A 26,866-nucleotide genomic window follows, 5' to 3' on the forward strand; every position below is an offset into this window, starting at 1 on the left:
GGTAGCGGCCTTTTTATAATATGAGCAGTTTTTACTAAGCGTTTAAGTACGGGTAATTGAAGTGCTTAGGGCTGTGCAGATTCTGCTGAATCATCATTACTTCCAAAGTGTGGGCTGTCTCTTTGAAGAACTCCAGGCGGCGGTATAGCATCTCCTTCTGCAGGATAGTGCCGGTAGCCGTTTTCATGTAAGCCTTTTTATTCTCCAGCACTTGGTGCATTACATCATTTACCTGTGTCTCATGCTGTGTGTACCACTGCTGTAAATCGAACAGGCGGGCAGCTCCTGGTGTAGATGATTTGAAATCCAGGCCATGAAGGCGCAATACATCTGCCAGCAAGTCAATCTCCAACGGAATAGAAGTGTTGTACGGCATAGAGCGCACTTCCAGCTTGCTGTTGAGGGCGCTGGCTATGCGAGCCAGATTATCTTTAAAGCGAAAGAATAAAGCAGCCGCTTCCATATGTTTTTAGGGTAATGTTGATGAAATGTATGAACACAAAATTACACCAATTTAGATGGATTGCTAAAATTGTTTTGTGCTTAGGTTAAAAAGGAACGACCCGTGCTCCTACATCAGCTCCTGAATCAGCTGCTCTTCTGTGACACCCTCAGCCTCTGCTTTAAAGTTGCGCACAATGCGGTGGCGAAGTATAGGTAGAGCTACTGCCTGTACATCTTCAATGTCAGGGCTATACTTTCCGTTCAGGATGGCATTGCACTTAGCGCCAATAATCAGGTGCTGAGAGGCTCTTGGGCCTGCGCCCCATTCCAGGAACTGGTTGGCCTGCTTAGAAGCGAGCGGCATGTTAGGCCGGGTTTGGTGTACAAGCTTTACAGCATACTCTACCACATTATCCGTTACAGGTACACGGCGCACCAACTTTTGAAAAGCAAGTATGTCGTCGGCATGCAGAATCTTGCGGAGTTCGCTAACAGCTGCACCAGTTGTGTTCTTCACAATCTGTAACTCTGACTCATAGCTAGGGTAGCCCAGGGTAATGTTGAACATGAAGCGGTCTAGCTGCGCTTCTGGTAGGGGATAGGTGCCTTCCTGCTCAATCGGGTTTTGCGTAGCCAGCACGAAAAAGGGCTTAGGCAGATCATACTTGCGGCCTGCTACCGTTACTGCATGCTCCTGCATGGCTTCTAACAAAGCAGCTTGGGTTTTTGGCGGAGTACGGTTTATCTCGTCGGCCAGTACAATGTTAGCGAATATCGGACCTGTTACAAAGCGGAAGTTGCGGTCCTTGTCCAGCGTTTCGGCGCCAACAATGTCGGAAGGCATCAGGTCGGGCGTGAACTGCACCCGATTAAAGCTCATGTCGAGCGTGGAGGCGATGGTTTGGATAAGGAGCGTTTTAGCCAGTCCCGGCACCCCTACCAAGAGGCAGTGCCCCTGACAAAAAACAGCTGTGAGTACTAATCTTACTACTTCGTCCTGCCCTACAATTACTTTTGATATTTCAGAAGTGAGCTCCTGGTAAGAGCGGTATAGGGCGTCGGCTGCTTCTTTGTCAGAGGTGAACTGCGTCATGTGTTGTCTATTGCGTTAGTTGTTGTAGACCAGAACAACCTTGGTACTCCGGATCTACTTCAATGTATACAGTGCTAATATTCTTCTTAAACCACTCGCTTACAGCCTTGCTTCGTTTCTCACCCAGTGCAGCGTTGGCTATTTTCTGATAATCGTCGTCCAGGTTAGCCAGGTGTGGCTTAGACTTCGACTTCAGGTAAAGTATGCGTACTGCCTCTTTTCCATCAGGAGTGGTAAAAGGCACAGGCTTAGAAATCTCACCTACCTCCATAGTATCTATCACGAAGAAGATAGCTGGGTCCAGCTGGTCCATAGGTATGTAAGTAAAGCCAGTGGCACGGCTCGTAATCATTCCGCCGTTATCTTTTGTGTTCGTGTCGTCTGAAAATTCTTTAGCAGCCTTGGCAAAAGTGAGGCTGTCATTCATAATCAGCGTACGAATACTATCTAACTCTTCTGCGGCAGCTTCAATATCTACTGTGGCAGTTCCTGGTTTGATCAGGATATGGCGCGTATTAAACTCCTGGCCACGGCGCTCAATCAGCTGGATCAGGTGAAAACCGAATTGCGATTCTACCACGTTAGAAATGCCTCCTGGCTCCAGGCGAAGGGCAGCTGCTTCATACTGTGGTACCAATTCTTTCTTCTTAAAGAAACCTAGCTCACCGCCGTCCTGAGCAGAGCCCGGGTCTTGCGAATACTGTTTGGCCAAAGTAGCAAAATCTTCACCGGCCAGTATACGCTTACGTAGCTCTTCCAGTTTCTGGCGTGCCTCCTGCTTTTGCTGGCGACCTACCTCCGCATAATTTACAATGTGGCCAATCTCAACCTCAGTAGAGAAGTATGGAAGGCTGTCTTTAGGAATGCTGTTAAAATACTTTTTGATTTCCTTTGGAGTAACAGACACTTTGCCAGTAATCTCGCGCTGCATCTTCTCCATTACAAGCTGCTCACGCACTGTCTTGCGCAGCTCATCCTTCAGCTGTCTGAGACTTTTGTTGTAGTACTGCTCCAGACGCTCTGTACCACCAACCTGGCCAGCCAGATAATTGATACGGTCGTTTAGTTCGCTGGTAACCATACCTTCGTCTACCACAACAGAGTCTACCTCGGCGCGTGCCAACAATAACTTGTCCTGCAGCAGAGAAGTAAAGATCTGACACTTCAGGTCATCGTTCGGTTGCTGCTTAGACTGGGTCAGGTACTGCAGGTAACCAAACTCCAGGTCAGAGCGCAGAATTACATGGTTGTCTACCTTGGCAATAATGCCATCTACCTGGTACTGCACCGGTGACTGAGCAAAAGCCGTGGCAGCGGATATAAGTAGGCATAATGCCACAAAGGCAAATTGGTGAATCTTCTTCAAGGGTTATATCTTAATTTATACTTATGCTGAGAAATAACGCACAAGTTACTTTTTTATTCTGAATTACCCGAAAAGCGGGTCAAATTCGGAGAAGCTCCACTGCTACTTTCGTACCAGTTTTTCAACCTCATCTTCCTTGATCTCAACAGGGTACTTGTTGCGGAGCTCCTGCACCCAGCGCTCTTCCAGGTATGTCTGGTAATCTGATATGACAGGACCACGCACCTCGCTTAGTTCCTTATAGGCAGGAGCCAGCACGTCTTTGATGATGATAAGGTACTCACGGTCATTTTGGCGTGTTGTATAGGTGCCCTCTTTCCACTCAACAGCATCTAGTGCTTTGTTGTCGCCGCGTTGGAACTTCTTCTCCGTTATCTGCACAGCTAGCGGGTTGTTCTTATTCAGGTTTTCGGCCAGGGCTGCTAACTCAGAGGTATAGAGCACAAAAGAAACACGGCGGTTGCGGCGGCGTCCTGTTTCGGTGTTATCCGGGCCAGCCTGCTTGCTCTTGCCTAAGCTGTTGCTGCTAAGCTGAGCTGCTGCTACACCTAGTTCCTGAAGATACGTTACTGCTGCATTTGCACGAGCCTCCGCTACTTTTGTGTTCTCACGAGCATCGGTGTGGCCAATTACATCCAGCGTCAAATCTTTGTTTTGTTGCAGCAGTTGAGCAAGCTCCTTGAGCTTGGCTTTGCCTTCTGCACTTAGTTCGGCTATGTTCTGCTCAAACAGTACGTCTGTTAACTTAGCAAACGATACAGGGTAGCGACGTTTGTCTAATTGCTGCTGAGCCTGCTGTAGTAGTTCTTTGTTAGCTGCGCTGATCACGATGGCATCGGCTCGCTCGCCCCATTTATACTTCTCGCGGTTTTGATTAAAAAACGTGCGCAGGCCTACTGTGTCTTCTATAGCTTTGCTCCATACTTTCTCATCCATCAGTTGGAAGAGTAATATACCATCGTGGTACTCCTGCACAAGCATACGGTAGTCGTTATACTTGTTCTCCAGGTTATTCTTCTCATACTCCAGCAAGCTTTTCTCTGTAAAGCTGTCGTAAAGCAAGTTCATTGCATGAGCGGCATTGCCAGTGGTGCGAGGTCGTTGCTGATCTTTTACATAAGCATAGAAGTCGGCAACAGTGTAGTTTTTACCCTGGATAGAGAACAGCGTTTGCTTCAGTGCTTTGTCACTTTCATCATAGCTCCAGTTGCCCTGCAAGAGAGCATCATTGGCTTTAGCCATGGCTGCTGCCTTTGCTTCGGTATTTTCGGCGAAGTTGTTCTCTTGCTTAATGCGCCTCAGGAAAGCTGCCTTGTTCAGTTCTGAGCGGGAGTCTTTGGCAATCTTGTTGCGCAGGTGCTGCTCCATCTGGTCGTATGGTGGCAGGCTGCGTTTCTCCTCGAGTTTGATGATATGCCAGCCATAAGAGGTATAAACGGGCTTCGAAATCTCTCCTGGCTTTTGCAGAGCAAAGGCTGCCTCCTCGAAGGCAGGAATCATGCGGCCAGTGCCAAACCATGGCAATGCTCCGCCGTTGCTGGCGGTGTTGGCATCTTCAGAGAACTCAGCGGCTAATTTATCCCAGCTCTCGTTTTTCTGTAGGCGGCGGTAGATAGCATCCACACGCTGTTTTGCTGCCAAAGAATCAGCTGCAGGCGCGTTAGGAGTGGAGCGTACCATAATGTGAGATACCTTGATCTCGCCACGTGCTTCTCGTTTGTCATTTACCTTAATCAGATGATAGCCAAAACGGGTGCGTACTGGCTGTGAGATATCTCCTACAGCAGTTTTATAGGCAGCATCCTCGAACGGGTACACCATCTGCAGTGCTGTAAAGTAACCTAATTCACCTTTGTTGTCGGCAGCTGAAGGGTCTTGTGAATGCTCCTGGGCAAGCTTTCCGAAATCTTCACCTGCTTTAGCACGCTGGCGGATCTCTATAATGCGGTTGTAGGCAGCCAGTGTGTCAGCAGGCACGGCATCAGGGGCGAGTGTTATCAGAATATGCGAAGCATTCACCTCCTGCTTCATACGCTCGTAAGCCTCCTTCACGAGCTGGTCTGTCACGCTTTTCTCTGTTAAGTAAGGCTGTGCCAGTTGCTCCTTATATCCTTCCAACTCACGCTTAAAGGCCATAGTAGTATCCAGACCGCGGTTTTGGGCCTCTATTACCTTTAGCTTAAAGTTGGTGTACAGGTTAAGGTAGTCGTTTACGCTCTCTCGGGTGTAGGCATCGTCGTTGCCGCCGTTGTTTTTCTCATACACATAGCGGAACTCTGAGATGGAAACAGGCTGGGAGCCAAGCGTAGCGATTGCGGGTTCTTTACTAACATTCTTCTTGGTAGCGGTGCAGCCTGCTATGGCCAGGACGGCTACCGCAACAAGTAGGTGGTTGCTGCGCATAAGTTGATTTAAAATCAAATTTGTCTTTTTCGCTGATCGAGAGACCAGGTGATGCAATTTTAGCTAAAATTTCTGACAGATAAGTCAAATACTTAAACCATAATACAATTGCACGGGCTTTTGTTCCCCGATAACGGCAAACCGGCAGCTAAAGTATGTACGTACTGCTATTTGATTTTCTTATACAGTAGGCAGATGTTCTGAGAGCCGTCGGTGACAAACTCGACCTTATCCATGATGCGGTTTACTAGCGCTATGCCTACGCCACCTTTCTTGCCCATCCGGATGTGCTCCTGTATGTTTGGCTCCTTGTAATTGGAGCGCTCGAAGGCTCTGCCTTGGTCTGCAATCTCAAACTTAACCTGGTCTTGAAGGGTTTGCACCTTTAGGGTAAGGTACTTCTCTGGGTTCTCGTGGTTAGCGTGGATAATAAGGTTGGCGCATATCTCATCCACTGCCAATACGATTTGGTTCATGAGGATGTCTGAAAGCGCAAGAGCCCTCAGATATTCCGTCACGAAATCCCGTATCGGCTTCAGGTTTTTTTTAGTGCAATTTACCCGAATGGAGTTATTCATTTGCAATGGTCCTTGCTTCCTCGTAATCGGACACAATGGTCATTAACAGGTCGAGTCCAAGTATTTCAAATACATTGCGAACCTTGTCCTGCATGTTAAAGAAGATTAGTTTGATCTGAGCGTCCTCGAATCGCTGCAGGTGAGAAATAAAGACACCAAGGCCCGCAGACGAAATATAGTTAAGATCCTGGCAATTAACCAAAACCTTGCTGTATTTCATGATCTCAGGGTCTGATAACTCTTCGTCTAAAAGTACTGAGGAACTTGCATCCAGTTCACCGTTGAGGGTCATGATAACGGTGTTCTCCTTGATTTCTTGTGTAATTTTCATCGGCATACTTTACGGTTAATCATTCGTTAGGTTGAGTGGGCTTGAACTTTATCACTAGCAGCGTCTGGTCGTCATAAAGGTTGCCCGGCCCTGTAAAATCATTCAAGTCGTTGATAATAGCACACTTTATGTCCTCTGCTTCCAGATGGTACGTTTGCTTTAACATATACAACAGGCGGTCCTCCCCATACTCATCGTTGCCAGAGTTTCGAGCCTCAACTATACCATCAGTATATATCACCATTACGTCGCCAGGGTTATAGTCATAGTACATCTCCCGTATGTGGCCAGCATAGTTCTTATCCCGGATGATGCCTAACCCTAAACCATCGGTGTCGAAGTAGAACACATCATCCATCATGGAGTTGTAGTACAATGTATGGCAATGGCCTGCACGAGCGAACATAAAGCCTTTCATGCGGTAATCGATAATATATAGCGCAGAAGTGATGAAAGAGGTTCGCTCTAAACAGCGGCTTAGGGCGCTGTTTGCCTGCTTCATAAACTCGCTCGGTGCCATATCCTGCTGCATCAGGCCGTGGAAAATACCTTTCATCTGAGCCATATGAAAAGCTGCCGAGATACCTTTACCTGATACGTCGCCGATAATAATGGCAATGCGCGACTCGCTTAACTGCAGAAAGTCATAGAAGTCGCCGCCTACTTCCTTGGCTGCCACCGAGTGGGTACTGATCTCAAACCAGCTGTCGGTAGGGAATGTTTTCGGTATAAGGCTTTCTTGTACCTGCGTGGCAATCTTCAGCTCTTCTTTGTAACGCTCGTTTTGCAGCGATTCGTTTATCAGGCGCAGGTTTTCTATGGTCAGAGTTGTCTGGCTGGTGAAGGTGCGCAGCACATTCACAGTTTCCTGGTCAAAGCCACCTTCTACATCCTTCAACAAGTATAAAACACCTGAAAGATGCTTGGAGGATTTGATAGGAAGTATAGCCATGGATTTCCATGGCAGCGACAAGCCCCGGAAGCCTGGGTTGCGGCCCAGGTTATTGTTGATGTAATCTATGTTGTGGATGTTGTATGCCTGCAACAGGTGCCGGATGCTGTTAATCTGGCCTTCTTTAATGTTGAGCAGGTGTGTTACCTGTGGCTCGCTGTTGCGGAAAATCTCAAACCAGCCGGCACTGGCATCCGAGGCTTTGATTGTGCTTTCAAAGAGCATGTCGTACACCTGTGCCTCGCTTTGCCCCTGCTGTATAGAAAGGCTAAGGCGCTGGAAGTTTAGTAAATCCTCACTTTTCTGCTCAAACACGCTGGAAGTAGGCAAACTGAACAGTGACACCAGGAAGGCAGCCAAGGTATACATGCCCACAAACATCATAGCGAGCAGTAGAAAGCCTACATCGGTATAATCTATTACCAGGTCCGCGCGATCGGCTGTGTTATGGAAGAACCGGATAAAGATGTAGCAGCTTAGCAGTATAGCCCCCAACAGTACAAGCGAGCGGCTCTTGTTGTTGAAGGTGAGGTAAGCCACCCACTTCATGTTGGTGCACAGGAAGAGTATGTAGAAGCCCATCAGGGCTAGCAGCGGCAGAAAAACGTAGTTGGTGTAATCAAAATTAAAGATGGTGAGCAGCAGCGTGGCGCCTAGCAGTAGCTCAAACCAATCCCAGGCAATCTGCAGAAATTTGTTTTTATGGTACAGCAGCAGCTGCCGCCAAATGTAAAAGGCCTTCGCCAGAAACAGCACCAATAACCCGAAGTTTACCTGGTACACCAAATGCAGCAGTAGTGTAGACTCAACGTCAGCGTAATTTGTGTATACCCGGTACACCAGGTATAAGGCTACACTTAAGTAAGCTGCCACACCAGCCTTGGAAAACAGGTTCCAGAGGTAACCTATAAAATCAATCCCTTTGAGTGTTTCGGTGTGCATCCGCTGAAACAGAAACACAGAAACGATAAAGACAACAGTGAGCAGGTTTCTGAGAAACGGGAACGCAAATTTAGGCGCACCGGAACCTGCCAGTGTGCTTTCGGCAGTAAGCAGTACATAAACCAGCAGTAAGAGCCAGCTTATGACAGCAGATATTGCCAGTAAAGATTTTGCGTTGGTTTTATATAGCATAAAACGGAAATCCGTCTTTGATTTTAGCCGTGACTGAATACGGTGCTCCCTGGCCTGTTCTAAATTGAAAGGTAAGAAAAAAAACTGCTCTTTGGCCAAGTTGTTGTGTCCTGTTTTAGAAAATCACCTTGCATAACGTAAATCGTGCAGCCTAGGTTAACTTTAATAGCACAGGATGTTCTAGCCATAGTGTAGTCTTTTCGCTGTTGCCTTGGCTAAAAAAGAACAGCAGCCAACGATTGTCCATTGGCTGCTGTTCTTTGTCTTGGTAGCTTTTAGGTATAACTACTTTATGCTGTATGTGTTAGCGGCTGTAGTTAGGAGCCTCACGCATAATCTGCACATCGTGAGGATGGCTTTCGCGCAGACCAGCACCACTAATCTTCACCATTTTAGAATCCCAAAGATCGCTTACAGAAGCTGTACCGCAATAGCCCATGCCAGCACGCAAGCCACCTACCAACTGGTAGATTACCTCGTTTACCAGGCCTTTGTAAGCTACACGGCCAACAATGCCCTCTGGCACTAGTTTCTTGGCGTCTTTCTCATCGCTCTGGAAGTAACGGTCTTTAGAGCCTTCTTCCATTGCCTCCACTGAGCCCATGCCGCGATATGTTTTATACTTACGTCCTTCGTAAATGATCATTTCGCCAGGAGCCTCTTCAGTTCCGGCTAGCAGCGAGCCAACCATTACAGTGCTGGCACCGCCAGCCAAGGCTTTTACAATATCACCAGAGAACTTGATACCGCCATCCGCGATAACCGGAACGCCAGTGCCCTGCAGACCACGGGCAGCCTCCATCACAGCAGAAAGCTGTGGAACACCAATACCTGCAATTACACGTGTTGTACAGATACTGCCTGGGCCAACGCCTACTTTCACGGCATCAGCACCAGCATCAGCCAGTGCCTTAGCACCTTCAGCTGTGGCTACGTTACCTGCTATCAGGTCTACATTCGGGAAAGTATCTTTAATTCTGCGAACTGCTTCCAGTACGCCTTTAGAGTGGCCATGAGCTGTGTCTACGCTTATTACGTCTACACCAGCCTCAACAAGGGCTTTCACGCGGTCCAGTACATCTGGCGTTACACCAACAGCGGCACCCACACGAAGGCGACCATACTCATCTTTACAAGCAAAAGGACGGTCTTTTTTCTTCAGGATGTCTTTGTAGGTGATCAGGCCAGCCAACTTGCCATTTTCGTCTACTACCGGGAGTTTTTCAATTTTGAACTCCTGTAGGATATCTTCTGCCTTTGACAGGTCGGTGCCCTTCTGTGCAGTGATCAGGTTCTGCTTTGTCATGATGGCAGAAACTGGTTGCGTAAGGTCTTTCTGGAAGCGCAGGTCACGGTTGGTGATGATGCCGGTCAGTTTACCGTCGTTATCTACAATTGGAATACCGCCGATCTTGTTTTCAGTCATGATCTGCACGGCGTCGCCTAGAGTGGCGTTATTATTCAGTGTTATAGGGTCCAGGATCATGCCACTTTCAGAGCGCTTTACTTTGCGCACCTGTCCGGCCTGCTTCTTGATGGACATGTTTTTATGGATAATGCCAATTCCGCCTTCCTGTGCCATCGCAATAGCCAATTCAGCCTCCGTTACGGTGTCCATGGCAGCCGAAACGAGTGGAACATTGATGCGGATGTTGCGAGTAAGTTGTGAGGAAGTATCGGTTTGGTGAGGAAGCACCTCGGAGTAAGCCGGGAGCAACAGCACATCGTCGTAAGTCAGTGCCTCAAATAAAATCTTAGACTGATCGGAGAGCATGGCAAATAAATTAGGGGTTATTATTTGCCGCGTAAAGTTACAGAAAATTATGTGGATAATTACGAATGAGTCTGGCTTATTTTTTTCTGCCACTATAAATTAGAAAATATAGCTGCTTTTCAGAAGAGAAATATTCTCTCAAGTTACAGCGAGTAAGGCCTCTGAAAGACAATTTGCGAGCAACTTAATATGTTGCCATAGATGGATCTACCTGAGTGGCCCACGCATGTATGCCGCCTTTCAGGTTCAGGAGGTTCTCAAAACCAAGGCGTTGGGTAAGGTAGTTTATAGCCTGGGCGCTCCGGAACCCGTGGTGGCACACAACCACAACCGGTACATCACGCCGAATACGGCCAGACTGCTTTGGGATGTCCGCAAGTGGGATAAGTTCGCCGCCAAGGTTGCAGATTTCAAACTCCTCGGGCTCGCGTACATCTACAATCTGTATTTTACTGCTGTGGGCCAGCCTGACTTTCAGTTCCTCTGCGGTAATCTCATCCATGGGTATTGCTCAGTAATAGGTTTAGTTTTAGCGGCTCATGTAGCGTTTGGTTGCGCCCAAACTCAAAATTAAAGAAGCTTTTGTATACATGGGCATTTTTAGAGGTGTAAATTGCGACAATGGAAACGTGGCAAAGTTTTTTGGGTGTTGTGCTTGGGCAAACACTTTTATCTAGTATTTTAGGCACTAGCGGCTCAGAAGTATGGGAGCAGTTCCTGGTTGGTATGCAACAAACCTCCTTGCTGGAATATGTAGCCGTGGTGGCGGGTATCGTGAGTGTATGGTACTCCAGAAAAGAAAACATCCTGGTATACCCCATTGGCCTTATCAGTACGACTATCTATGTCTACTTAAGCTTTAAGTACCACCTGATAGGGGAGGCAAGCGTTAACGTTTACTATACTATCCTAAGTATATACGGGTGGATTCTCTGGGCCCGAAAGAACAACCAGGATGAGCATGTGCTGCATATCTCGTTCTCGAGCCAAAAGCAGTGGCTACAGCAGCTTGCATTTTTTGCTGTGCTCTATCTTGTTATTTATTTCTCCCTTGCATACCTGAAGGATGCTTTTTACGAAGGCGTTATTCCTTGGGCAGATGCTTTTGCTAGTGCTACGGCTTATACCGGTATGTGGCTAATGGCTAGAAAAAAAGTGGAGAGCTGGTATTGGTGGGTTGCAACGAACGTTGCTTCCATACCACTGTACTTTGTTAAAGGCCTGGTCTTTACCTCTGTCTTTTACTTTGTGCTGCTGGTTATGGCGTTTGCCGGTTTGATTGAGTGGAAACGTAAAGCAAATATTCAAAAAATACGTATATCAGAACCAGCCTAATATGCTATTTATTTTGTGTTGTAAGTGTTGGTAATCAGGGTGATTGCTTGTTTAGTTTTATGGTATAGTGACTGTTGGGAACTCCGTAAAAGCAATAAAAAGGAGCAGCAACAGCAAAAGCTTATTACATAGTTATACTTTATCCTGTAGTTGTCTAATTATCTTGCCAGTAGTATAGCGTACAAGTACTTACTAACCTTTGCTGCGACCCCAAACGGGCGTAGTTTGTAAAACCACTAACGCTGCAGCATTATGAAACAACGTAAACTGGAATTACCCGAGGAACTAAAGTTTGAAAATCGGATGAAATGGGGATACGAGTCTCCGGACGAGCGCCCTAAATTTGTTTTCCTGTGTCAGTGCGGGGAGGAAAGACCAAAAGTTGTTGAAGTATATAATTTCTACGACTATAGTTTCTCTGAGAATTAAGCACGTGATATCTATCGCACTCAACAAAAGGGGGAGTCTAGCATATGCTAGACTCCCCCTTTTGTTTTGATACCCTTATTTGCAGCCTTTTAGCCACTCTACAGCATCATCCTCATTGTCATAGATATGTACCCTAAAGCTTCCTTGGGCGCGCCTGCAGAAGTCCTCTACAGCAAGTTTATCTGTAAAATCTTCTGGTATAAGGTAAGCGAAGGAGGTTAACCCCGCTTGTACAGCAGGGGCTAGGCACACCCGCTCCAACCAATCGTTGGCATCTAAAAACGAGCTTTTTAGATAACGAATGTCACTTAATATCTTGGTGTAGGGGCTGCGCTGTAAGCAATCCACATAAAGTAAGCTGGCAGACTTTATCTGCTCTATAGGCACGATCCCGTACCAACAACCTCTTATCCAGCCATTTTGAGCGTCTGTCTCAACAGTGAAGTATACTTCATCGTCGCAGTTTCGCAGTTCTTTTTTCATTTTAAAAGCATGTATGAGGAGTGCCAGAGCTTATTCTATAGACAAGTAAAAGCCAATATAATCTAATTATAGGGAAAGCGCTATACCTCCAAGGGTGAAAATTTATGTTCTGTTAAGCTATTCAGATTCATACTAGAATCTACAGCAAACTACGGGCCGAATTCTAACAGAAGTATGGCTAACTTTGGCATCACAACTGCAACAAAGCGCTTATGATAAAAATAGCCGTTACCGGCCCGGAGTCTACAGGTAAATCAACTATTGCAGCGCAGCTGGCAACGCGTTTTAACACGGTGTGGGTGCCAGAGTATGCACGCAGTTATGTTGCTACCTTAGATCAACCTTATACTTTAGATGATATCGAGGCAATAGCCCGCGGGCAACTGGCCCTTGAGCAGGAGATGCAACTGCAGGCAAACGATATTCTTTTCTCCGACACTGATATGCTGGTGCTTAAAATCTGGAGCGAGCATGCCTTTGGGCACTGCCCCGACTGGATACAGCGACAGCTGGAGCAACAGGACTACAACCTTTGCCTGTTGATGGGCGTTGATTTGCCCTGGGAGCCTGATCCGCAGCGGGAGCACCCGCACCTGCGTCAGTTTTTCTACCACTGGTATAAGCGAGAGCTGGAAGCGCTTGGAGCTCCCTTTGTAGAAATATTTGGCCAAGAGCAGGAACGCCTGGAATTGGCTACTAAGCACGTAGAGGCCTTGCTAACACAGAGATAATATCAATAACAGACTATGCTATACTTCCTCGAGAACGATAACTATAAAGTAGGCGTGGATACGCTGGGTGCCGAGCTGCATCACTTCATCAAGAAAGATGAGAACCTTGAGTTTATATGGCAGGCCGACCCGGAGGTTTGGACAGGCCATGCGCCTAACCTCTTCCCGATAGTAGGGGAGCTGCCGGAGCAGCAATATACTTTTGAGGGGCAGACGTATGAGATGAAGCGCCACGGCTTTGCTCGCCGCAAAGAGTTTAAGTTGGTGGAGGAACACCATAATAAGCTGGTTTTCGAGCTGACAGAGGATGAGGAGACGCTGAAGCAGTATCCTTTTAAATTCCGGTTGCTAATAGCCTATGCTTTGGATTGGAATAGGCTGGAGGTGACTTACCTTGTAACCAATACCAGCGAGCAGGCTTTATACTTCTCGATAGGCGGGCACCCCGGCTTTAACGTTCCTTTTTATGAAGGTGAGGAGTATGAGGACTACTTTCTAGAATTTGAGAAGGAAGAAATGCTGCACCGCTACCTGCTAAGCGACGAAGGACTGCAAAGCGGCGAGACAGAACTGGTGCTGGAACAGGATACGAAGCTGCCTCTTCGCTCTGCTTATTTCTATAAAGATGCCTTAGTGTTCAAGCAACTACAGTCGGAGCGGGTAATGCTGGGTAGCACAAAGAATGCTCGCCGTGTGGAGGTTATCTTCGAAGGGTTTCCGTACTTGGGTATTTGGGGAAAGCCGGCCCACCCGCGCTACGTTTGTATTGAGCCTTGGTGCGGCATTGCGGGTAGAGTAGGCGAGAGTGGCGACTTAACGGAAAAAGAAGGCATTAACCAACTTGCGCCGGAGCAAAGCTTTGCCCGCACGTACACAATAACTGTGCTGTAGTGCCTTTTCAGCCTGCGCAGAAGCAAGAAGCCCCGATTTGCTCATTGGCAAGCCGGGGCTTCTTGCTTCTGCGCAGGTTTTGCGCCTAATGCAGTGATGGCTCCGGGAACTTAGGAACCTTGATTTTTCTAATATCATACCTCGGTTCAAAATCATTTATAGGCAGAGAAATACCAGGTGGCAGATCCAGGTCTGGCAGGTCATCTCCTAGTGGTTCACCTCCGTCATCATCATTGTCGGTGGAAGGAGGACGGTTGTATCTTGTGCGCGGGGCAAAGGCATAATATGCCAGTATGGTTAACAGTGCTACTGTGTACAATATGCTGATCATCATCACGGTTCTCTTTTATTTTTCAACTTCTGCTGATCTCTCTGCACGGCAAAAAGTCTACTCTCAAAGGGGTAAAAACTAGTGTGCCTTATTAAGCTTTACAACGTACTTTTTAGCTAAGTGGTTATCTGTCAGAGGCAAAATTTAATAGGACAGAAGCATGCTTGTGCTGAAGATTGCAGGAGTATAAATAATCTGGGTTCCTTTGTTTAAATGATTATGTCGGCTACCTTTGCCGACACTAGGGGTGCCCAAATATTACGGGCTGAGATCATACCCATTGAACCTGATCCGGGTAATGCCGGCGAAGGGAGCGGTACGGGAAACACTTTTAAGTAGGCTGCCGGCCCCTGGCATGTCTGTATGTTTCACCATTATCTTATCAGTACATTTATGAGTAAATTATTAATGGCAGTGGTAGCCTTTATGTTGCCATTGCAACTGTTGGCGCAGCACACCCTGAACGGGCGCGTGATCAATGCAGCCACAGGAGAGGGTTTAGCCGGCGCTACAGTAGTGTTGGAAGGCTCCAGTGTAGGTACCGCCACCGGTAACGGCGGGTCTTTTTCTTTTCAGGATTTGCCGGCAGGCAGCTACAATCTAAAAGTAACTTATCTTGGCTTTGCACAGCAGCAGGTAAACCTAAGCTTGCCGCAGAATGCACCGGTGCAGGTAGCACTGCGACCGCAGGCACTGCAAGCAAATGAGGTGATTGTGCAGGCGACGCGTGCCGACGAGAGAACCGGTACAACCTTTACCAACGTAACACGGCAGGAGATTGAGGAACGCAACTTCGGTCAGGACCTGCCTTACCTGTTGGAGCAGGTGCCTTCGGTGGTGGTAAACTCTGATGCAGGCGCAGGCGTGGGCTACACCGGCATCCGCATACGTGGCTCCGATATTACGCGCATCAATGTTACGGTGAATGGTATCCCTGTAAATGACTCCGAAAGCCACGGCACTTTCTTTGTCAATATGCCAGACCTGGCTTCTTCGGTGGAGGATATTCAGGTGCAGCGTGGGGTTGGTACTTCTACCAACGGTGCCGGAGCCTTTGGCGCAAGTATAAACATCCAGACGCAGCAAGTACGACGCGAAGCCTACGCCGAAACTGATAACAGCTATGGCTCTTTTGATACCTGGAAGAACAACGTACGCTTCGGTACAGGCCTTATCAATGGGAAGTTTGCTTTTGATGGCCGCCTGTCACGCATCAAATCTGATGGGTACATCGACCGTGCTTCCTCAGATCTTAGATCTTTCTACTTTTCGGGTGGGTACTACGGAGATCAAACCTCGCTGAAGTTTATTACCTTCTCTGGTCAGGAGAAAACCTATCAGGCATGGTATGGAACACCGGAGGCACTGGTGTATGGCAACAGGCAGGATCTGCAGGACTATATTGACCGTAACGGTATAGAAGGTAGCGACCGTGAGAACCTGCTTAGCTCTGGCCGAACCTACAACTACTACACCTACGACAACGAGACTGACAATTACCAGCAGGACCACTACCAGCTGCATCTCTCGCATGATTTTATGCCGGCGCTTAGCTTCTCCGGAGCCCTACACTACACCTATGGCCGTGGCTATTATGAGCAGTTCCGTGCAGAGGATGACCTGGCAGATTATGGCTTGCCAAATGTAGAGATTGGGGGCGAAACAATAGAAACCTCCGACATCATCCGCCGCCGCTGGCTCGACAACGACTTCTACGGTGTTACTTATGCCTTACAGTATAATCCGAACCAGCGCCTAAACGCTACTCTTGGTGGTGCCTGGAACAGGTATACTGGCGCTCACTTTGGCGAGGTTATCTGGGCTCGCTATGCCTCTACCTCCAACATTCGCGACAGGTATTATGAGAACGATGCGGATAAAACCGACTTTAACATATTTGCCAAGGCTAGCTACAGCCTGACTGATAAACTAAGTGTGTTTGGCGACCTTCAGTTGCGTACCATCCAGTACGAGTTTTTAGGATTTGACAACGATGGTAAAAACATTACGCAGGACGCCAGCTATACTTTCTGGAACCCGAAAGCAGGTATAACTTATGCTCCTGCACCAGAGCACCAGCTCTATGCTTCGTTTGCTGTTGGTAACCGTGAGCCAGTGCGCGACGACTTTACCGAGTCTACCCCAACAAGCCGTCCTAAGCACGAAACACTGCGCAACGTGGAAGCCGGATACCGGGGTCTGTTTGGCGTTGGTGAGTTATTTGGACAAACCCTTGCAGCAGATGTGGAGGCAAACCTCTACTACATGAACTACAAAAACCAACTGGTTTTAACAGGACAGATCAACGATGTAGGCGCCTATACCCGCACGAACATAGACAAGAGCTACCGCCAGGGCATAGAGTTAGCCGGAGCGTTGCGCCTTGGCACACGTGCCAGCCTGCGTAGCAATATTGCCTACAGCCAGAACAGAATAAAGGGTTTTAGCGAATTCCTGGATGACTACGCCAATGGCGACCAAGTACGCTATGACTATAATGAAACGGCTATTGCCTTCTCGCCTGATTTTATAACAAGCAGCCAGCTAGAGGTGGAGGTGCTGAAAGGCCTTCGCGCTGCCTTCATCTATAAGACAGTAGGTAAGCAGTACCTCGACAATACTGAAAACGAAGATCGTATTATTCCGGCTTACGAGGTGGGAGATGTACGCCTGCGTTATACTGTCAATATCAGCAATGTGCTGAAGGAGCTGGAGCTAGGTCTGTTGGTGAACAATGTGTTCAACGAGCGATATGCAGCCAACGGTTATACTTACAGCTATCTTTATGGAGACCAGTATACCGAGAACTTCTATTATCCTCAGGCTACACGCAATTTTCTGTTATCTGTAGGTCTTAAGTTTTAAGTGTAAGCTAAAGCTATTAAAAAGCCCTGCCAGTTTTGGTGGGGCTTTTTTGTGAGCTAGGTAAGAGGATAGGCGGGGCTATACTGCTGTTACTGGCGGAGATCTCGGTTTATGCCATTGAGGAATAGAAGTATAAGTATGTCCAAGAATGAAACAGTTCTGTTCATACTTAAATCCTCCTAATCCTGATTCAGGTTATGCTTAAAATTTTAACTTTGCGTATTACCCTTTCTCTTAACCCTTAAAGCAAAACTATGGCCTACGAATCATCTGGTGCGCCGGATTACTATAACATCGACGACCTGTTAACCGAAGAGCACAAGCTTATACGGCAGACCATGCGCGACTTTGTGAAGCGCGAGATTTCTCCAAGTGTTGAACAGTGGGCACAGGATGCTCATTTCCCATCAGAAATAGTAAAGAAGTTTGGGGATGTAGGTGCTTTTGGCCCAACTATACCAACAGAGTATGGTGGCGGTGGCCTCGATTATATCAGCTACGGCATCATTATGCAGGAGATAGAGCGTGGCGATTCTGGTATGCGTTCTACGGCCTCGGTGCAAGGCTCTTTGGTGATGTACCCTATTTACAAGTATGGTTCAGAGGAGCAGCGCAAAAAATACTTGCCTAAGCTTGCAAGCGGCGAGTGGCTAGGTTGCTTTGGGCTTACAGAACCTGATTTTGGCTCTAACCCGGGTGGCATGGCTACTAATATAAAAGACATGGGCGACCATTACCTGCTTAACGGCGCTAAGATGTGGATCTCTAACTCTCCAGAGTGCCAGGTAGCGGTAGTGTGGGCAAAGAATGAGGAAGGCCGCATCAAGGGCCTGATCGTGGAACGCGGCATGGAAGGTTTCTCTACCCCGGAGATTCACAACAAATGGAGCTTACGCGCCAGCTGTACCGGAGAACTGGTGTTTGATAACGTGAAGGTGCCAAAAGAAAACCTGCTGCCAAACATCGATGGTTTGAAAGGACCGCTTGGCTGTCTGGACTCTGCCCGTTACGGTATTTCTTGGGGAGCCATTGGTGCCGCTATCGACTGTTACGAGTCGGCCAGGAAGTATAGTGTGGAGCGTATCCAGTTTGATAAGCCTATTGGTGCTTTCCAGCTCACACAGAAGAAGCTGGCTGAGATGCTGACCGAGATTACGAAAGCGCAGTTGTTGGCCTGGCGCCTAGGCACCTTGATGAACGAGGGCAAAGCAACCACGCAGCAAATTTCTATGGCCAAGCGCAACAACGTGGACATGGCCCTGCACATTGCTCGTGAGGCACGCCAGATTCATGGTGGTATGGGTATCACAGGCGAGTACCCGATCATGCGCCACATGATGAACCTGGAGTCCGTGATTACCTATGAGGGTACAAACGACATTCACCTGCTGATAACAGGTGCGGATATTACGGGAATCCCAGCTTTTAAATAGTCTCCCTAAGACTAAGAGAGAGCGATAAAGTATAAAGGGCAGCTGCGTGAGTGGCTGCCCTTTGCTGTTTTCGTAGACTCTCGCGATTTGCTTAGCTCCCGCGGGAGCCCGGCTAGTTGCCGTTCGCATTTTCTATAAATATTTTGCCTGTAGTTGTAATAAATTGTAATGTCTCTGCTCTAAGTATTAACTGGCTGTGAAATCAGCTCTAACTCATCACCCTTAACAGACTTAATCATGAAGTTTAAACTTTACAATAACACGCCGCTGCCAAGCATACTGCAACACCTAACCTCACCATGCTACTCTTCTTTGGAAGCGAAATTTAAGCATGTTGCCGATGCACGATAAGGAAAAGTTATTCCAGGAGATCGTGCGGGAGAACCGGGACAGGCTGTATCGTATTTGTCGCGCCTGTATACCCGACCACGATGATGCCAACGACCTGTACCAGGAGGTGTTGGTAAAAGTGTGGTTGAACCTGCACACTTTCCGTGGAGATGCAAAACTGAGCACCTGGCTTTATCGCTTTGCCTTGAACACTGCCATACTTCACCGGAAGCAGCGGAGCAAACATGTTACTTTACTACCGCAACATAGTATGGGATTTCCCGATGCAGCTGCCGAAACAGCTCATAAGCAAGAGCAGGAGGTGCTATTACAACAGCTGCACTACTGCATCAGCTGTCTCGAAAAGCAGGACCGGCTCATTATTTCGCTGGTGCTGGAGGAGGTGTCTTATAAAGAAATTGCAGAGGTGCTGGGGCTAACGGTAAACTATGTGGGGGTAAAGATAAATCGCATCAAACAGAAGCTGGCAGTGCTCATGGAGCAGCAGGTTACCCAGGAGACATTCAAAGAAAGCAGGAACGAACTATGAACTTCGACGACATTCAAAAAAGCTGGCAAACGCAGCAGGCACCTGCTACCGAAGGTAGAGTAGGAGGCACGGTAAAAGAATCTAACATACTAAATGATGTTAAGGCACTTCAGCGGAAAGTAATACACACAAACACAGTTGCTACAGTTGTAATAGGTTTGACTGCGGCAGCTTTTGTTTTCGTGCTTCGACCATTATTAAAACCCAGTACAGTTTGGTATGATATAGGAATAGGCCTCACTCTCAGTGCTGCCTTCTCTTTAGGTTTGATTCACTGGTTTAAGTCAATGCCATGGAAAAAGCAAGTTAACCTTAGCAGTAAAGCATATGTGGAGCAGGTGCTTAAGAGTCTTCGCTACTTAAATGCTATCAATAAGAAGCTAACCCCATTCCTTATGGTGGTTATTCTTGCTGGCATTAACCTGATCTACTTCGACATATTCTTGAATGAGAGTGCCAAACTACGCCTGGTGATGCATATTCTGCTAAATGCTTTTATGCTTACTGCAGGTATAGCATCTCTTTATTACTCAGAGCGGCATAACGACCAGTCCTACGTGCCGATAATAAAGGAACTTGAAGAGCTGCAGCAGAAGTTGGAGGAGATTTAAAGACTTACTCCTCTTCCTGCCCAAGCTCATCCCTGCTTTTACCTCCAAAGTTATATGTCATCATGCTTTTCCAAAGTTTGTCGAACTCTTGGCTATAGTCCTGCACAATGCTGAAGTTATCGGTTACGAGTACATTCTCGTGGTTGTGCATAGCAGCGTTGCGGGTCCAGTTGTAGCTACCAGTAAGCACGCGGGCCTCATCGAAAATAGCAAATTTGTGGTGCATGTGGCTACGCGCTTTATCAGTCCGAACTTCCAGGCCGTGAGCTGCTAGTTCTCTTATGTCAGAGCCGGCGTCATAGAGCTTATCGTTATCGGTGATGATTTTTATACGTTTGCCGTGCTTGTAGGCCCGAATAACAGCCTCTGTAATACGGTTGTCACTGATCGTAAATACGCAAATCTTTATACTTTCCTGCGCATCATCTATACATTCTATAATGGCGTTGAGGCAATCGTCGCCGGGGCTAAAGAAGGCGTGGCTCGTAATTTTTTGCTGGTGAGGATGCATATGTATTCTATTGGCTTGTTTGTAAGGTACAACAACCGCAATGATAAGTAAACAAACGCTTTAGCGATTGCTAATGATATTAGATTTATGGGGAATAACTATAATAATATTAGCAAAATATCTTAACTTCGTAAGTATAAATGGAGCTAAAGAACAGTCGAAACTGTTACCTTTAAGTACAGCAAAAGCTGATTTTATAAAGTATAAAGTATACCATGAGAGAAGATTATCTCACCGGCGAAAATGAATATATGACGCCTGCCGAACGCGACATAGACAAGGCGCTCCGACCACTAAGCTTCCGCGATTTTACCGGTCAGGATAAGGTGGTTGAGAACCTTAAAATATTTGTGTTGGCAGCCAAGCGTCGTGGCGAGGCATTGGACCACGTGCTGCTGCATGGACCTCCGGGCTTGGGTAAGACCACACTTTCGCACATTATTGCCTCAGAGCTGGATGCAGGCATCAAAATGACCTCAGGTCCGGTTCTGGACAAGCCTAGCGATTTGGCGGGCTTACTTACTAACCTGGAGGCAAACGATGTATTGTTTATTGACGAGATTCACCGCCTGAACCCAGTTGTGGAAGAGTATCTGTACTCGGCTATGGAGGATTACAAGATCGATATTATGCTCGATTCTGGTCCGAATGCCCGTTCTGTACAGATTAGTCTGAATCCGTTTACGTTGATTGGCGCTACTACACGCTCAGGCTTACTTACGGCACCTCTACGTGCACGTTTCAGCATTAACTCGCGCTTAGAGTACTACGATGCCGCACTTTTAACTTCTATTGTGAAGCGCTCGTCGACGTTACTAGGTGCACCTATACATGAGGATGCTGCTTTTGAAATTGCCCGCCGTAGCCGTGGTACACCGCGTATTGCCAACAACCTGCTGCGCCGTACCCGCGACTTTGCCCAGGTAAAAGGTGATGGTACTATTACGGTAGAGATTGCAAGATTCGCTCTGAACGCGCTGGACGTAGACCAAAACGGCCTTGACGATATGGATAACCGTATCCTGATGACCATTATCGATAAGTTTAAAGGTGGTCCGGTAGGTATAACTACTATTGCCACAGCATGCGGCGAAGAGTCAGAAACAATTGAGGAAGTATATGAGCCGTTCCTGATTCAGGAGGGTTATATAAAGCGTACTGCCCGTGGCCGTGAGGCTACAGAAATGGCTTACCGACACCTGGGCAAGATTCCCCCACAGGAGATTGCCTCTGGTGGCTTATTTAACCAGCCAGAATAAAATAAGCTGTTTGTGATAAAGTGTAAAAGGCAGACCAATAGGTCTGCCTTTTTTGTTTTGGGCTTCACATAGTCTCTGGACGCGGCTAGATCTATAACAGCCATCAGCAGCAAGTTTGGGTTATACTTTCCTAAAATCACTAAATCTCTCTAAAACCTCTCGTTGGATTTATTTTGCCTTACTTTTGTTGTGCAAAGTATAGCAACCAAGTATAAATTGAGTAAAGAAAAGTATACATACCTGATCAAGAAGAAGGCGAAGGAGCTGGGCTTTATGTTCTGCGGCATCTCTAAAGCAGAGTTTCTGGAGGAGGAGGCGCCAAGGCTGGAGCGATGGCTGAACCAGAACATGCATGGGCAGATGCGCTACATGGAGAACCACTTCGATAAACGCCTGGACCCGCGCCTGCTTGTGGACGGAGCCAAGTCGGTAGTGTCGCTGCTACTCAATTATTATCCTGATAAAGAAAACCAGCAGCAAGAGGAGGATACTTACAAGATATCCAAATATGCCTATGGCACCGATTACCACTTTGTGATAAAGGATAAGCTGAAAACGCTTCTAAACTATATCAACGAGGAGATTGGGGAGGTGGGGGGCCGTTGCTTTGTAGACTCAGCCCCCGTAATGGATAAAGCCTGGGCCAAAAAAGGAGGCTTAGGCTGGGTTGGTAAGAACTCAAACCTGATAACACCACAGGTAGGTAGTTTCTACTTTATTGCTGAGCTCATCATAGATCTTGAGCTGGAGTATGACGGGCCTATAAAAGACTACTGCGGCTCTTGTACCCGCTGCCTGGATGCCTGCCCAACAGGTGCTATTACAGAACCTTACGTGGTGGATGGTAGCAAGTGCATTTCTTACTTTACCATAGAGCTAAAGGACCAGCTGCCACAGGAAATGAACGGCAAGTTCGGGAATTGGGTATTCGGCTGCGATATTTGCCAGGATGTGTGTCCCTGGAACCGCTTCAGCAAACCACATAACGAACCAGCCTTTTCAGCGCACCCGCAGCTAAAGGAACTAAAAACCCGCGATTGGCAGGAATTGACACACGAAGTCTTCTCGCAGCTGTTCAAAAAATCAGCTGTGAAGCGCACCGGCTATAATGGCCTGATGCGCAACATTAGCTTTGTGCAAGACAACCCGGAAGAAGAATAAATTTAAAATTGGTGCTTTAGGAAAACACGGTTAAGGATGATCAGGTAGACACCTGAGAATTGGTTATAGCACCATTGCTTTAGCTGCTCGATTTCCTCTTTCACGAGTACTTTGAAAGCCTTGCGTAACTCCTTTTCAAACAGCATCTTGTCGAAGCTAACCTTCAGTAAGATGGTTTTAACGTATTCCAGCATTTTATAAAAAGTAAGCAGATATATTGTAATCTGCTCATATATACGATTGCAGCCTGATTTGGTGACGCCTTCCCGTTATATTTATACTATAAATTAGAATTTAAATTAAATTTATTTAGAAAGTATAAAGTATAATAAGGTGTGGTGATTGTTTTTTTACATGGGGAACAGTAGGTGAGAAAGAAGAGGTGCAGCTAAAGCAACAGATACCTTGCAAGCCCTTGCTATAACACCGTGCTACATGCCGAAAAAATATTAAATTTGTCTGTTGTACCTCAGTAGGATAGCCGCAGCATCAGAGCGGCCTGAACTATGCGATCTTTATACCTTACCCTTATACTTATCTTGATGCTGTTAGTGCCTGGTCTGGCACAGCAGGTTGCTATTGAGTTGGGTAAAAGTCCGCTGCCTATCAACCAATATTATACTATCTCTGTTCGCTTGCATAATCAGCAACTGAAGGACTATACACCATTCCCGGAGATAGAAGGCTTTAAGAAGAGTAATAAGTTTTCCTCTACCAAGACCATTATTACAGGAGGTAATACCACCACTATACTTACAGTTACCCAGAACTACGCAGCCCTAAAAGAAGGCACTTATACCCTAAAGCCCTTTACAATGAAAGTGAATGGGCAGACACTCCAATCGGAGGGGATGGAGATTAGCGTGACGGAAATGCAAACTGACGTGCCCCAGGATGCCAATCTGCCCCCAAACCTGATTGAGCCGGAAGAGGATCAGGTACAACCGGAGCAGGAGGCTGAGTTCATAGATAAAGACGATAATGCTTTCCTGACTTTATACTTAGATAAGGAGGAGGTATTTGTAGGAGAAGGAGTAAATGCGGTGCTGTACTTTTACCTGGCTGAGCAGGACCAGCGGTTACTGGACTTTTATGACTTTGCAAATCAAATCAACAATTTACTCAGGCTGTTAAAGCAGCCACATGCCTGGGAGGAAGCCTTCGATTTTACAGAGATCACTCCAGAGAAAGTAGTGGTACGTGGTGAGCCATACCTCCGCTTTAAGCTGTATGAGTCGGTGCTATACCCTATCAAAGCCAAGCCCCTAACTTTCCCGCAGCTTCAGCTCCGGATGATAAAGTATAAGGTAGCTAAAAACCCGACGCTGCTCACCGAGGATAGGCAGGAAGGATACAAAACCTTCTACTCCCGGCCAAGGGAGGTGCAAGTGAAAGAGCTTCCTCCGCACCCGCTGCGCGACGTTGTGCCGGTAGGCAACTACAGCATGCGCGAACGCCTCTCGAAGGAGATAGTGGCAGTAAACAGAAGCTTTAGCTATGTATTTGAGGTGGAGGGCGAAGGTAACCTGGCTGCCATCATGCAGCCACAACCTCAGGTGCCTCCGGGCCTCGACTTTTACCCGCCGGATGTGCAGCAAGACCTTACCAGAAGGGCAGGCCGGGTAGTAGGCTCCAAGAGTTTTTCTTACGCTGTTTTAGCCCGTGAGCCAGGTACTTATAACATTGGTGAAGCAATACAATGGATATACTTTAACCCTGTTACCGCTGCTTATGACACCCTGCGCCCTACTATGCAGGTGCAAATAACCGGTGCCCGAGACAGCGATGCTTTGGTTTTATCCCGAGATTTAGGATCTTTCTACAACATTATCGAAAACGAGGACAATACGCTGGTGAGCCTTCACCTTTTTGATGAGGTAAAGCGCTATACCAACATTATTCTGCTAGTGCTGCTAGCCGTAGCGGCATTTGTCTTCATAAAGAAGTAACTATGAGCAATTCGTACGGAAAGCTTTTCCGGATAACAACATTTGGAGAGTCGCATGGTGCGGCTGTGGGAGTAATAGTAGATGGTTGCCCTGCTGGCCTGGAAATCTCAATAGAAGAGATTCAGCATGCTTTGGATCGCCGCCGCCCCGGACAATCTGATATTACCACACCCCGCAAAGAGGAAGACAAGGTAACAATACTGTCTGGTATTTTTGAAGGAAGAACCACTGGTACGCCCATTGCCATGGTGGTGAATAACAAAGATCAGCACAGCCATGACTATAGCCACGTAGAACATGCATTCCGTCCTTCGCACGCTGACTATACCTACACGGCTAAGTATGGCACTCGGGATTACCGCGGCGGAGGCCGTAGTTCTGCACGCGAGACAGTGGCGCGTGTAGCTGCTGGTGCGCTGGCTGCAAAACTTCTGCTGCACCACGGAATTACGGTACAGAGCTATGTATCGCAGGTGGGAAGTATAAAGCTGCGCAAGTCCTATGATAAACTAGACCTGAGCCAAATAGACTCTAATAAAGTTCGTTGCCCCGACGGTAAAACGGCTGCGCGTATGATTGGCGTGGTAGAAGAGGCCCGTGATAATCTGGACACTATTGGCGGTGTTGTTAGCTGTGTGGTGAAAGGAGTCCCAGCCGGTTTGGGAGAGCCAGTGTTTGACAAACTGCACGCAGAGCTAGGCAAGGCTATGCTAAGTATAAATGCCGTGAAAGGCTTTGAGTATGGCAGTGGTTTCGAGGGCGTGAAAATGCGTGGTTCAGAGCACAACGATCAATTCTATACTGATGAGCAAGGTAACATCCGAACACACACCAATAATTCTGGCGGTATACAGGGTGGCATCAGCAACGGGCAGGACATCTACTTTAATGTAGCCTTTAAACCTGTTGCTACTATTCTGCAGCCTCAGACAACTATTAACGATGCAGGCGAGGAGATAACACTACAAGGCAAGGGCCGCCACGACCCTTGTGTACTGCCGCGTGCGGTGCCTATCGTGGATGCCATGGCTGCACTAGTAATAGCGGATTTTCTGCTGCGACAGAAAGTTAATAAGGTGTAGTTGCTGGTTTTACAGCATCAATCATACTTTTCAGAAGCCTTTCGTGCCTTTTTAGGGGTACGGGAGGCTTTTTTCTTATTGCTCCCTATCGGGATGCTCATAAACTTAACATCACTAGGTACCATGTAGCGGCGCTGTTGCTGGCGGTTCACCTGCATTAGCCCATATTGGGCATTAGCCTCCGCATCCATCGCCCGCATCTTTGTTAGATCTTTATCCTCCAGTGGCCTTAGGTCTACTTCAGGCTTAGGCTCTTTTGGTAGCTTCACCTTAGACATAGCCTCTTGTAGCTCCCGCTCCGTAGCCCAAGGCATAACATCCACAGTAGGAAGTTGTGCTGGGCTCTCTATGAGGTGCAAAACAACTGAATAACTACTGCCAGTGTAATTCTTGGGTATAAGCAGGTGCTGTTTCTGGTAACCTAAAGCCGCAACCACTACACTGTCTCTAGGCAAGACAGGTATAGAGAAAAAGCCGCTGGTATTAGTGTGGGTCCCACGAGTAGTATTAGGGACAAATATAGCTACGCCAGCCATACTCACTGCACTATCACCAGACACCACCATACCTGATAGCTGTACTACGTGGTTATGCTCTTGTGCTGTTACCTCCCCGGGACATGCAAAAATTAGTATAAAGAGTATAGGTGGCAAAATGCACCAGTGCTTTAGAGGAAGGCAGTTTTTCATAGCTTTAAAGGTTCGGACGGAGTTGCAAGCACAGCCCTGCTTGAAGAAGCTCAGTAGAAAGCTGTATCAGTATATAGTAACGTTGCTATACTCGTGTTATTGCCTAACTTCTTGAAGTACTGCATCTAGCCTGCTATAAAACAAGACGGCC

26 protein-coding genes and 1 riboswitch are annotated in these 26,866 nt (G+C 47.3%); of the genes, 12 read left to right on the forward strand and 14 right to left on the reverse strand.

What is annotated here, in order from left to right; genetic code table 11:
• Positions 1-34 precede the first annotated feature (34 nt).
• From PKOR_RS08830 to PKOR_RS08870, 9 genes are all read right to left on the reverse strand, one after another.
• Positions 35-463, reverse strand: a complete 429-nt coding sequence (locus PKOR_RS08830; RefSeq protein WP_046310232.1) for a hypothetical protein — start codon at positions 461-463, stop codon at positions 35-37.
• 108 nt (positions 464-571) lie between these two features.
• Positions 572-1,537: an AAA family ATPase gene (locus PKOR_RS08835; RefSeq protein ID WP_046310233.1), complete on the reverse strand. Its 966-nt coding sequence runs from the start codon at positions 1,535-1,537 to the stop codon at positions 572-574.
• 7 nt (positions 1,538-1,544) lie between these two features.
• Positions 1,545-2,903 (reverse strand): peptidylprolyl isomerase, encoded by a 1,359-nt coding sequence (locus tag PKOR_RS08840; RefSeq protein WP_071843127.1) that lies wholly within the window; start codon positions 2,901-2,903, stop codon positions 1,545-1,547.
• A gap of 102 nt (positions 2,904-3,005) precedes the next feature.
• On the reverse strand, positions 3,006-5,306 hold the full coding sequence (locus tag PKOR_RS08845) for a peptidylprolyl isomerase (RefSeq protein ID WP_046310234.1): 2,301 nt from the start codon (positions 5,304-5,306) through the stop codon (positions 3,006-3,008).
• A gap of 167 nt (positions 5,307-5,473) precedes the next feature.
• Positions 5,474-5,884, reverse strand: coding sequence for an ATP-binding protein (locus PKOR_RS08850; protein ID WP_046310235.1), 411 nt, complete (start codon positions 5,882-5,884; stop codon positions 5,474-5,476).
• Positions 5,877-6,215, reverse strand: a complete 339-nt coding sequence (locus PKOR_RS08855; protein WP_046314276.1) for an STAS domain-containing protein — start codon at positions 6,213-6,215, stop codon at positions 5,877-5,879. Before PKOR_RS08855 ends, PKOR_RS08850 begins: the two co-directional genes overlap by 8 nt.
• A gap of 19 nt (positions 6,216-6,234) precedes the next feature.
• On the reverse strand, positions 6,235-8,301 hold the full coding sequence (locus PKOR_RS08860; protein ID WP_235337369.1) for a GAF domain-containing SpoIIE family protein phosphatase: 2,067 nt from the start codon (positions 8,299-8,301) through the stop codon (positions 6,235-6,237).
• Between the two features lie 304 nt (positions 8,302-8,605).
• Positions 8,606-10,075: an IMP dehydrogenase gene (gene guaB / locus PKOR_RS08865; RefSeq protein WP_046310237.1), complete on the reverse strand. Its 1,470-nt coding sequence runs from the start codon at positions 10,073-10,075 to the stop codon at positions 8,606-8,608.
• A gap of 184 nt (positions 10,076-10,259) precedes the next feature.
• Positions 10,260-10,577, reverse strand: a complete 318-nt coding sequence (locus tag PKOR_RS08870; RefSeq protein ID WP_046310238.1) for a rhodanese-like domain-containing protein — start codon at positions 10,575-10,577, stop codon at positions 10,260-10,262.
• A gap of 119 nt (positions 10,578-10,696) precedes the next feature.
• On the opposite strand from PKOR_RS08870, the gene pnuC reads away from it, so the two are divergent.
• Both pnuC and PKOR_RS25020 read left to right on the forward strand, forming a co-directional pair.
• On the forward strand, positions 10,697-11,410 hold the full coding sequence (gene pnuC / locus PKOR_RS08875) for a nicotinamide riboside transporter PnuC (protein ID WP_052738778.1): 714 nt from the start codon (positions 10,697-10,699) through the stop codon (positions 11,408-11,410).
• Between the two features lie 252 nt (positions 11,411-11,662).
• A complete protein-coding gene (locus PKOR_RS25020) occupies positions 11,663-11,839 on the forward strand; it encodes a hypothetical protein (RefSeq protein WP_158453752.1) in 177 nt (58 codons plus the stop codon).
• Between the two features lie 75 nt (positions 11,840-11,914).
• Here PKOR_RS25020 and PKOR_RS08880 read toward each other — a convergent pair whose 3' ends face one another.
• On the reverse strand, positions 11,915-12,322 hold the full coding sequence (locus PKOR_RS08880; RefSeq protein ID WP_046310239.1) for a hypothetical protein: 408 nt from the start codon (positions 12,320-12,322) through the stop codon (positions 11,915-11,917).
• A 212-nt stretch (positions 12,323-12,534) separates the two neighbouring features.
• On the opposite strand from PKOR_RS08880, the gene PKOR_RS08885 reads away from it, so the two are divergent.
• Positions 12,535-13,053, forward strand: coding sequence for an AAA family ATPase (locus PKOR_RS08885; protein WP_046310240.1), 519 nt, complete (start codon positions 12,535-12,537; stop codon positions 13,051-13,053).
• A 15-nt stretch (positions 13,054-13,068) separates the two neighbouring features.
• Positions 13,069-13,944 carry an aldose 1-epimerase family protein gene (locus PKOR_RS08890; RefSeq protein WP_046310241.1) on the forward strand — a complete coding sequence of 292 codons (876 nt, stop codon included), beginning with the start codon at positions 13,069-13,071 and terminating at the stop codon, positions 13,942-13,944.
• A gap of 85 nt (positions 13,945-14,029) precedes the next feature.
• On the opposite strand, the gene PKOR_RS08895 is transcribed toward PKOR_RS08890, so the two are convergent.
• Positions 14,030-14,278, reverse strand: coding sequence for a hypothetical protein (locus PKOR_RS08895; RefSeq protein WP_046310242.1), 249 nt, complete (start codon positions 14,276-14,278; stop codon positions 14,030-14,032).
• Positions 14,279-14,508: 230 nt separating this feature from the next.
• Positions 14,509-14,605: riboswitch (TPP riboswitch) on the forward strand.
• 63 nt (positions 14,606-14,668) lie between these two features.
• Here PKOR_RS08895 and PKOR_RS08900 point away from each other — a divergent pair.
• From PKOR_RS08900 to PKOR_RS08915, 4 genes are all read left to right on the forward strand, one after another.
• Positions 14,669-17,140 (forward strand): TonB-dependent receptor, encoded by a 2,472-nt coding sequence (locus PKOR_RS08900; protein WP_046310243.1) that lies wholly within the window; start codon positions 14,669-14,671, stop codon positions 17,138-17,140.
• 254 nt (positions 17,141-17,394) lie between these two features.
• On the forward strand, positions 17,395-18,573 hold the full coding sequence (locus PKOR_RS08905; protein WP_046310244.1) for an acyl-CoA dehydrogenase family protein: 1,179 nt from the start codon (positions 17,395-17,397) through the stop codon (positions 18,571-18,573).
• A gap of 340 nt (positions 18,574-18,913) precedes the next feature.
• Positions 18,914-19,453, forward strand: a complete 540-nt coding sequence (locus tag PKOR_RS08910) for an RNA polymerase sigma factor (protein ID WP_046310245.1) — start codon at positions 18,914-18,916, stop codon at positions 19,451-19,453.
• Positions 19,450-20,064, forward strand: a complete 615-nt coding sequence (locus tag PKOR_RS08915) for a hypothetical protein (RefSeq protein ID WP_046310246.1) — start codon at positions 19,450-19,452, stop codon at positions 20,062-20,064. The genes PKOR_RS08910 and PKOR_RS08915 overlap by 4 nt, the downstream gene beginning before the upstream one ends.
• Before the next feature lie 4 nt (positions 20,065-20,068).
• Here the strand turns inward: PKOR_RS08915 and PKOR_RS08920 are convergent, their stop codons facing one another.
• Positions 20,069-20,575: a phospholipase D-like domain-containing protein gene (locus PKOR_RS08920; protein ID WP_046310247.1), complete on the reverse strand. Its 507-nt coding sequence runs from the start codon at positions 20,573-20,575 to the stop codon at positions 20,069-20,071.
• A gap of 215 nt (positions 20,576-20,790) precedes the next feature.
• Here PKOR_RS08920 and ruvB point away from each other — a divergent pair, with 215 nt between their 5' ends.
• Both ruvB and queG read left to right on the forward strand, forming a co-directional pair.
• Entirely contained in the window at positions 20,791-21,834 is a 1,044-nt protein-coding gene (ruvB, locus tag PKOR_RS08925; RefSeq protein ID WP_046310248.1) for a Holliday junction branch migration DNA helicase RuvB, read from the forward strand.
• Positions 21,835-22,050: 216 nt separating this feature from the next.
• On the forward strand, positions 22,051-22,995 hold the full coding sequence (queG, locus tag PKOR_RS08930; protein WP_071843209.1) for a tRNA epoxyqueuosine(34) reductase QueG: 945 nt from the start codon (positions 22,051-22,053) through the stop codon (positions 22,993-22,995).
• Positions 22,996-22,997: 2 nt separating this feature from the next.
• Here queG and PKOR_RS08935 read toward each other — a convergent pair whose 3' ends face one another.
• Entirely contained in the window at positions 22,998-23,189 is a 192-nt protein-coding gene (locus PKOR_RS08935) for a hypothetical protein (protein ID WP_046310249.1), read from the reverse strand.
• Positions 23,190-23,501: 312 nt separating this feature from the next.
• On the opposite strand from PKOR_RS08935, the gene PKOR_RS08940 reads away from it, so the two are divergent.
• Positions 23,502-24,944: a BatD family protein gene (locus PKOR_RS08940; protein ID WP_046310250.1), complete on the forward strand. Its 1,443-nt coding sequence runs from the start codon at positions 23,502-23,504 to the stop codon at positions 24,942-24,944.
• A gap of 2 nt (positions 24,945-24,946) precedes the next feature.
• Positions 24,947-26,026: a chorismate synthase gene (gene aroC, locus PKOR_RS08945; RefSeq protein ID WP_046310251.1), complete on the forward strand. Its 1,080-nt coding sequence runs from the start codon at positions 24,947-24,949 to the stop codon at positions 26,024-26,026.
• A gap of 17 nt (positions 26,027-26,043) precedes the next feature.
• Here aroC and PKOR_RS08950 read toward each other — a convergent pair whose 3' ends face one another.
• Entirely contained in the window at positions 26,044-26,715 is a 672-nt protein-coding gene (locus PKOR_RS08950; protein WP_052738780.1) for a carboxypeptidase-like regulatory domain-containing protein, read from the reverse strand.
• Positions 26,716-26,866 lie beyond the last annotated feature (151 nt).

This window comes from Pontibacter korlensis (genome assembly GCF_000973725.1).
Lineage (GTDB): Bacteria > Bacteroidota > Bacteroidia > Cytophagales > Hymenobacteraceae > Pontibacter > Pontibacter korlensis.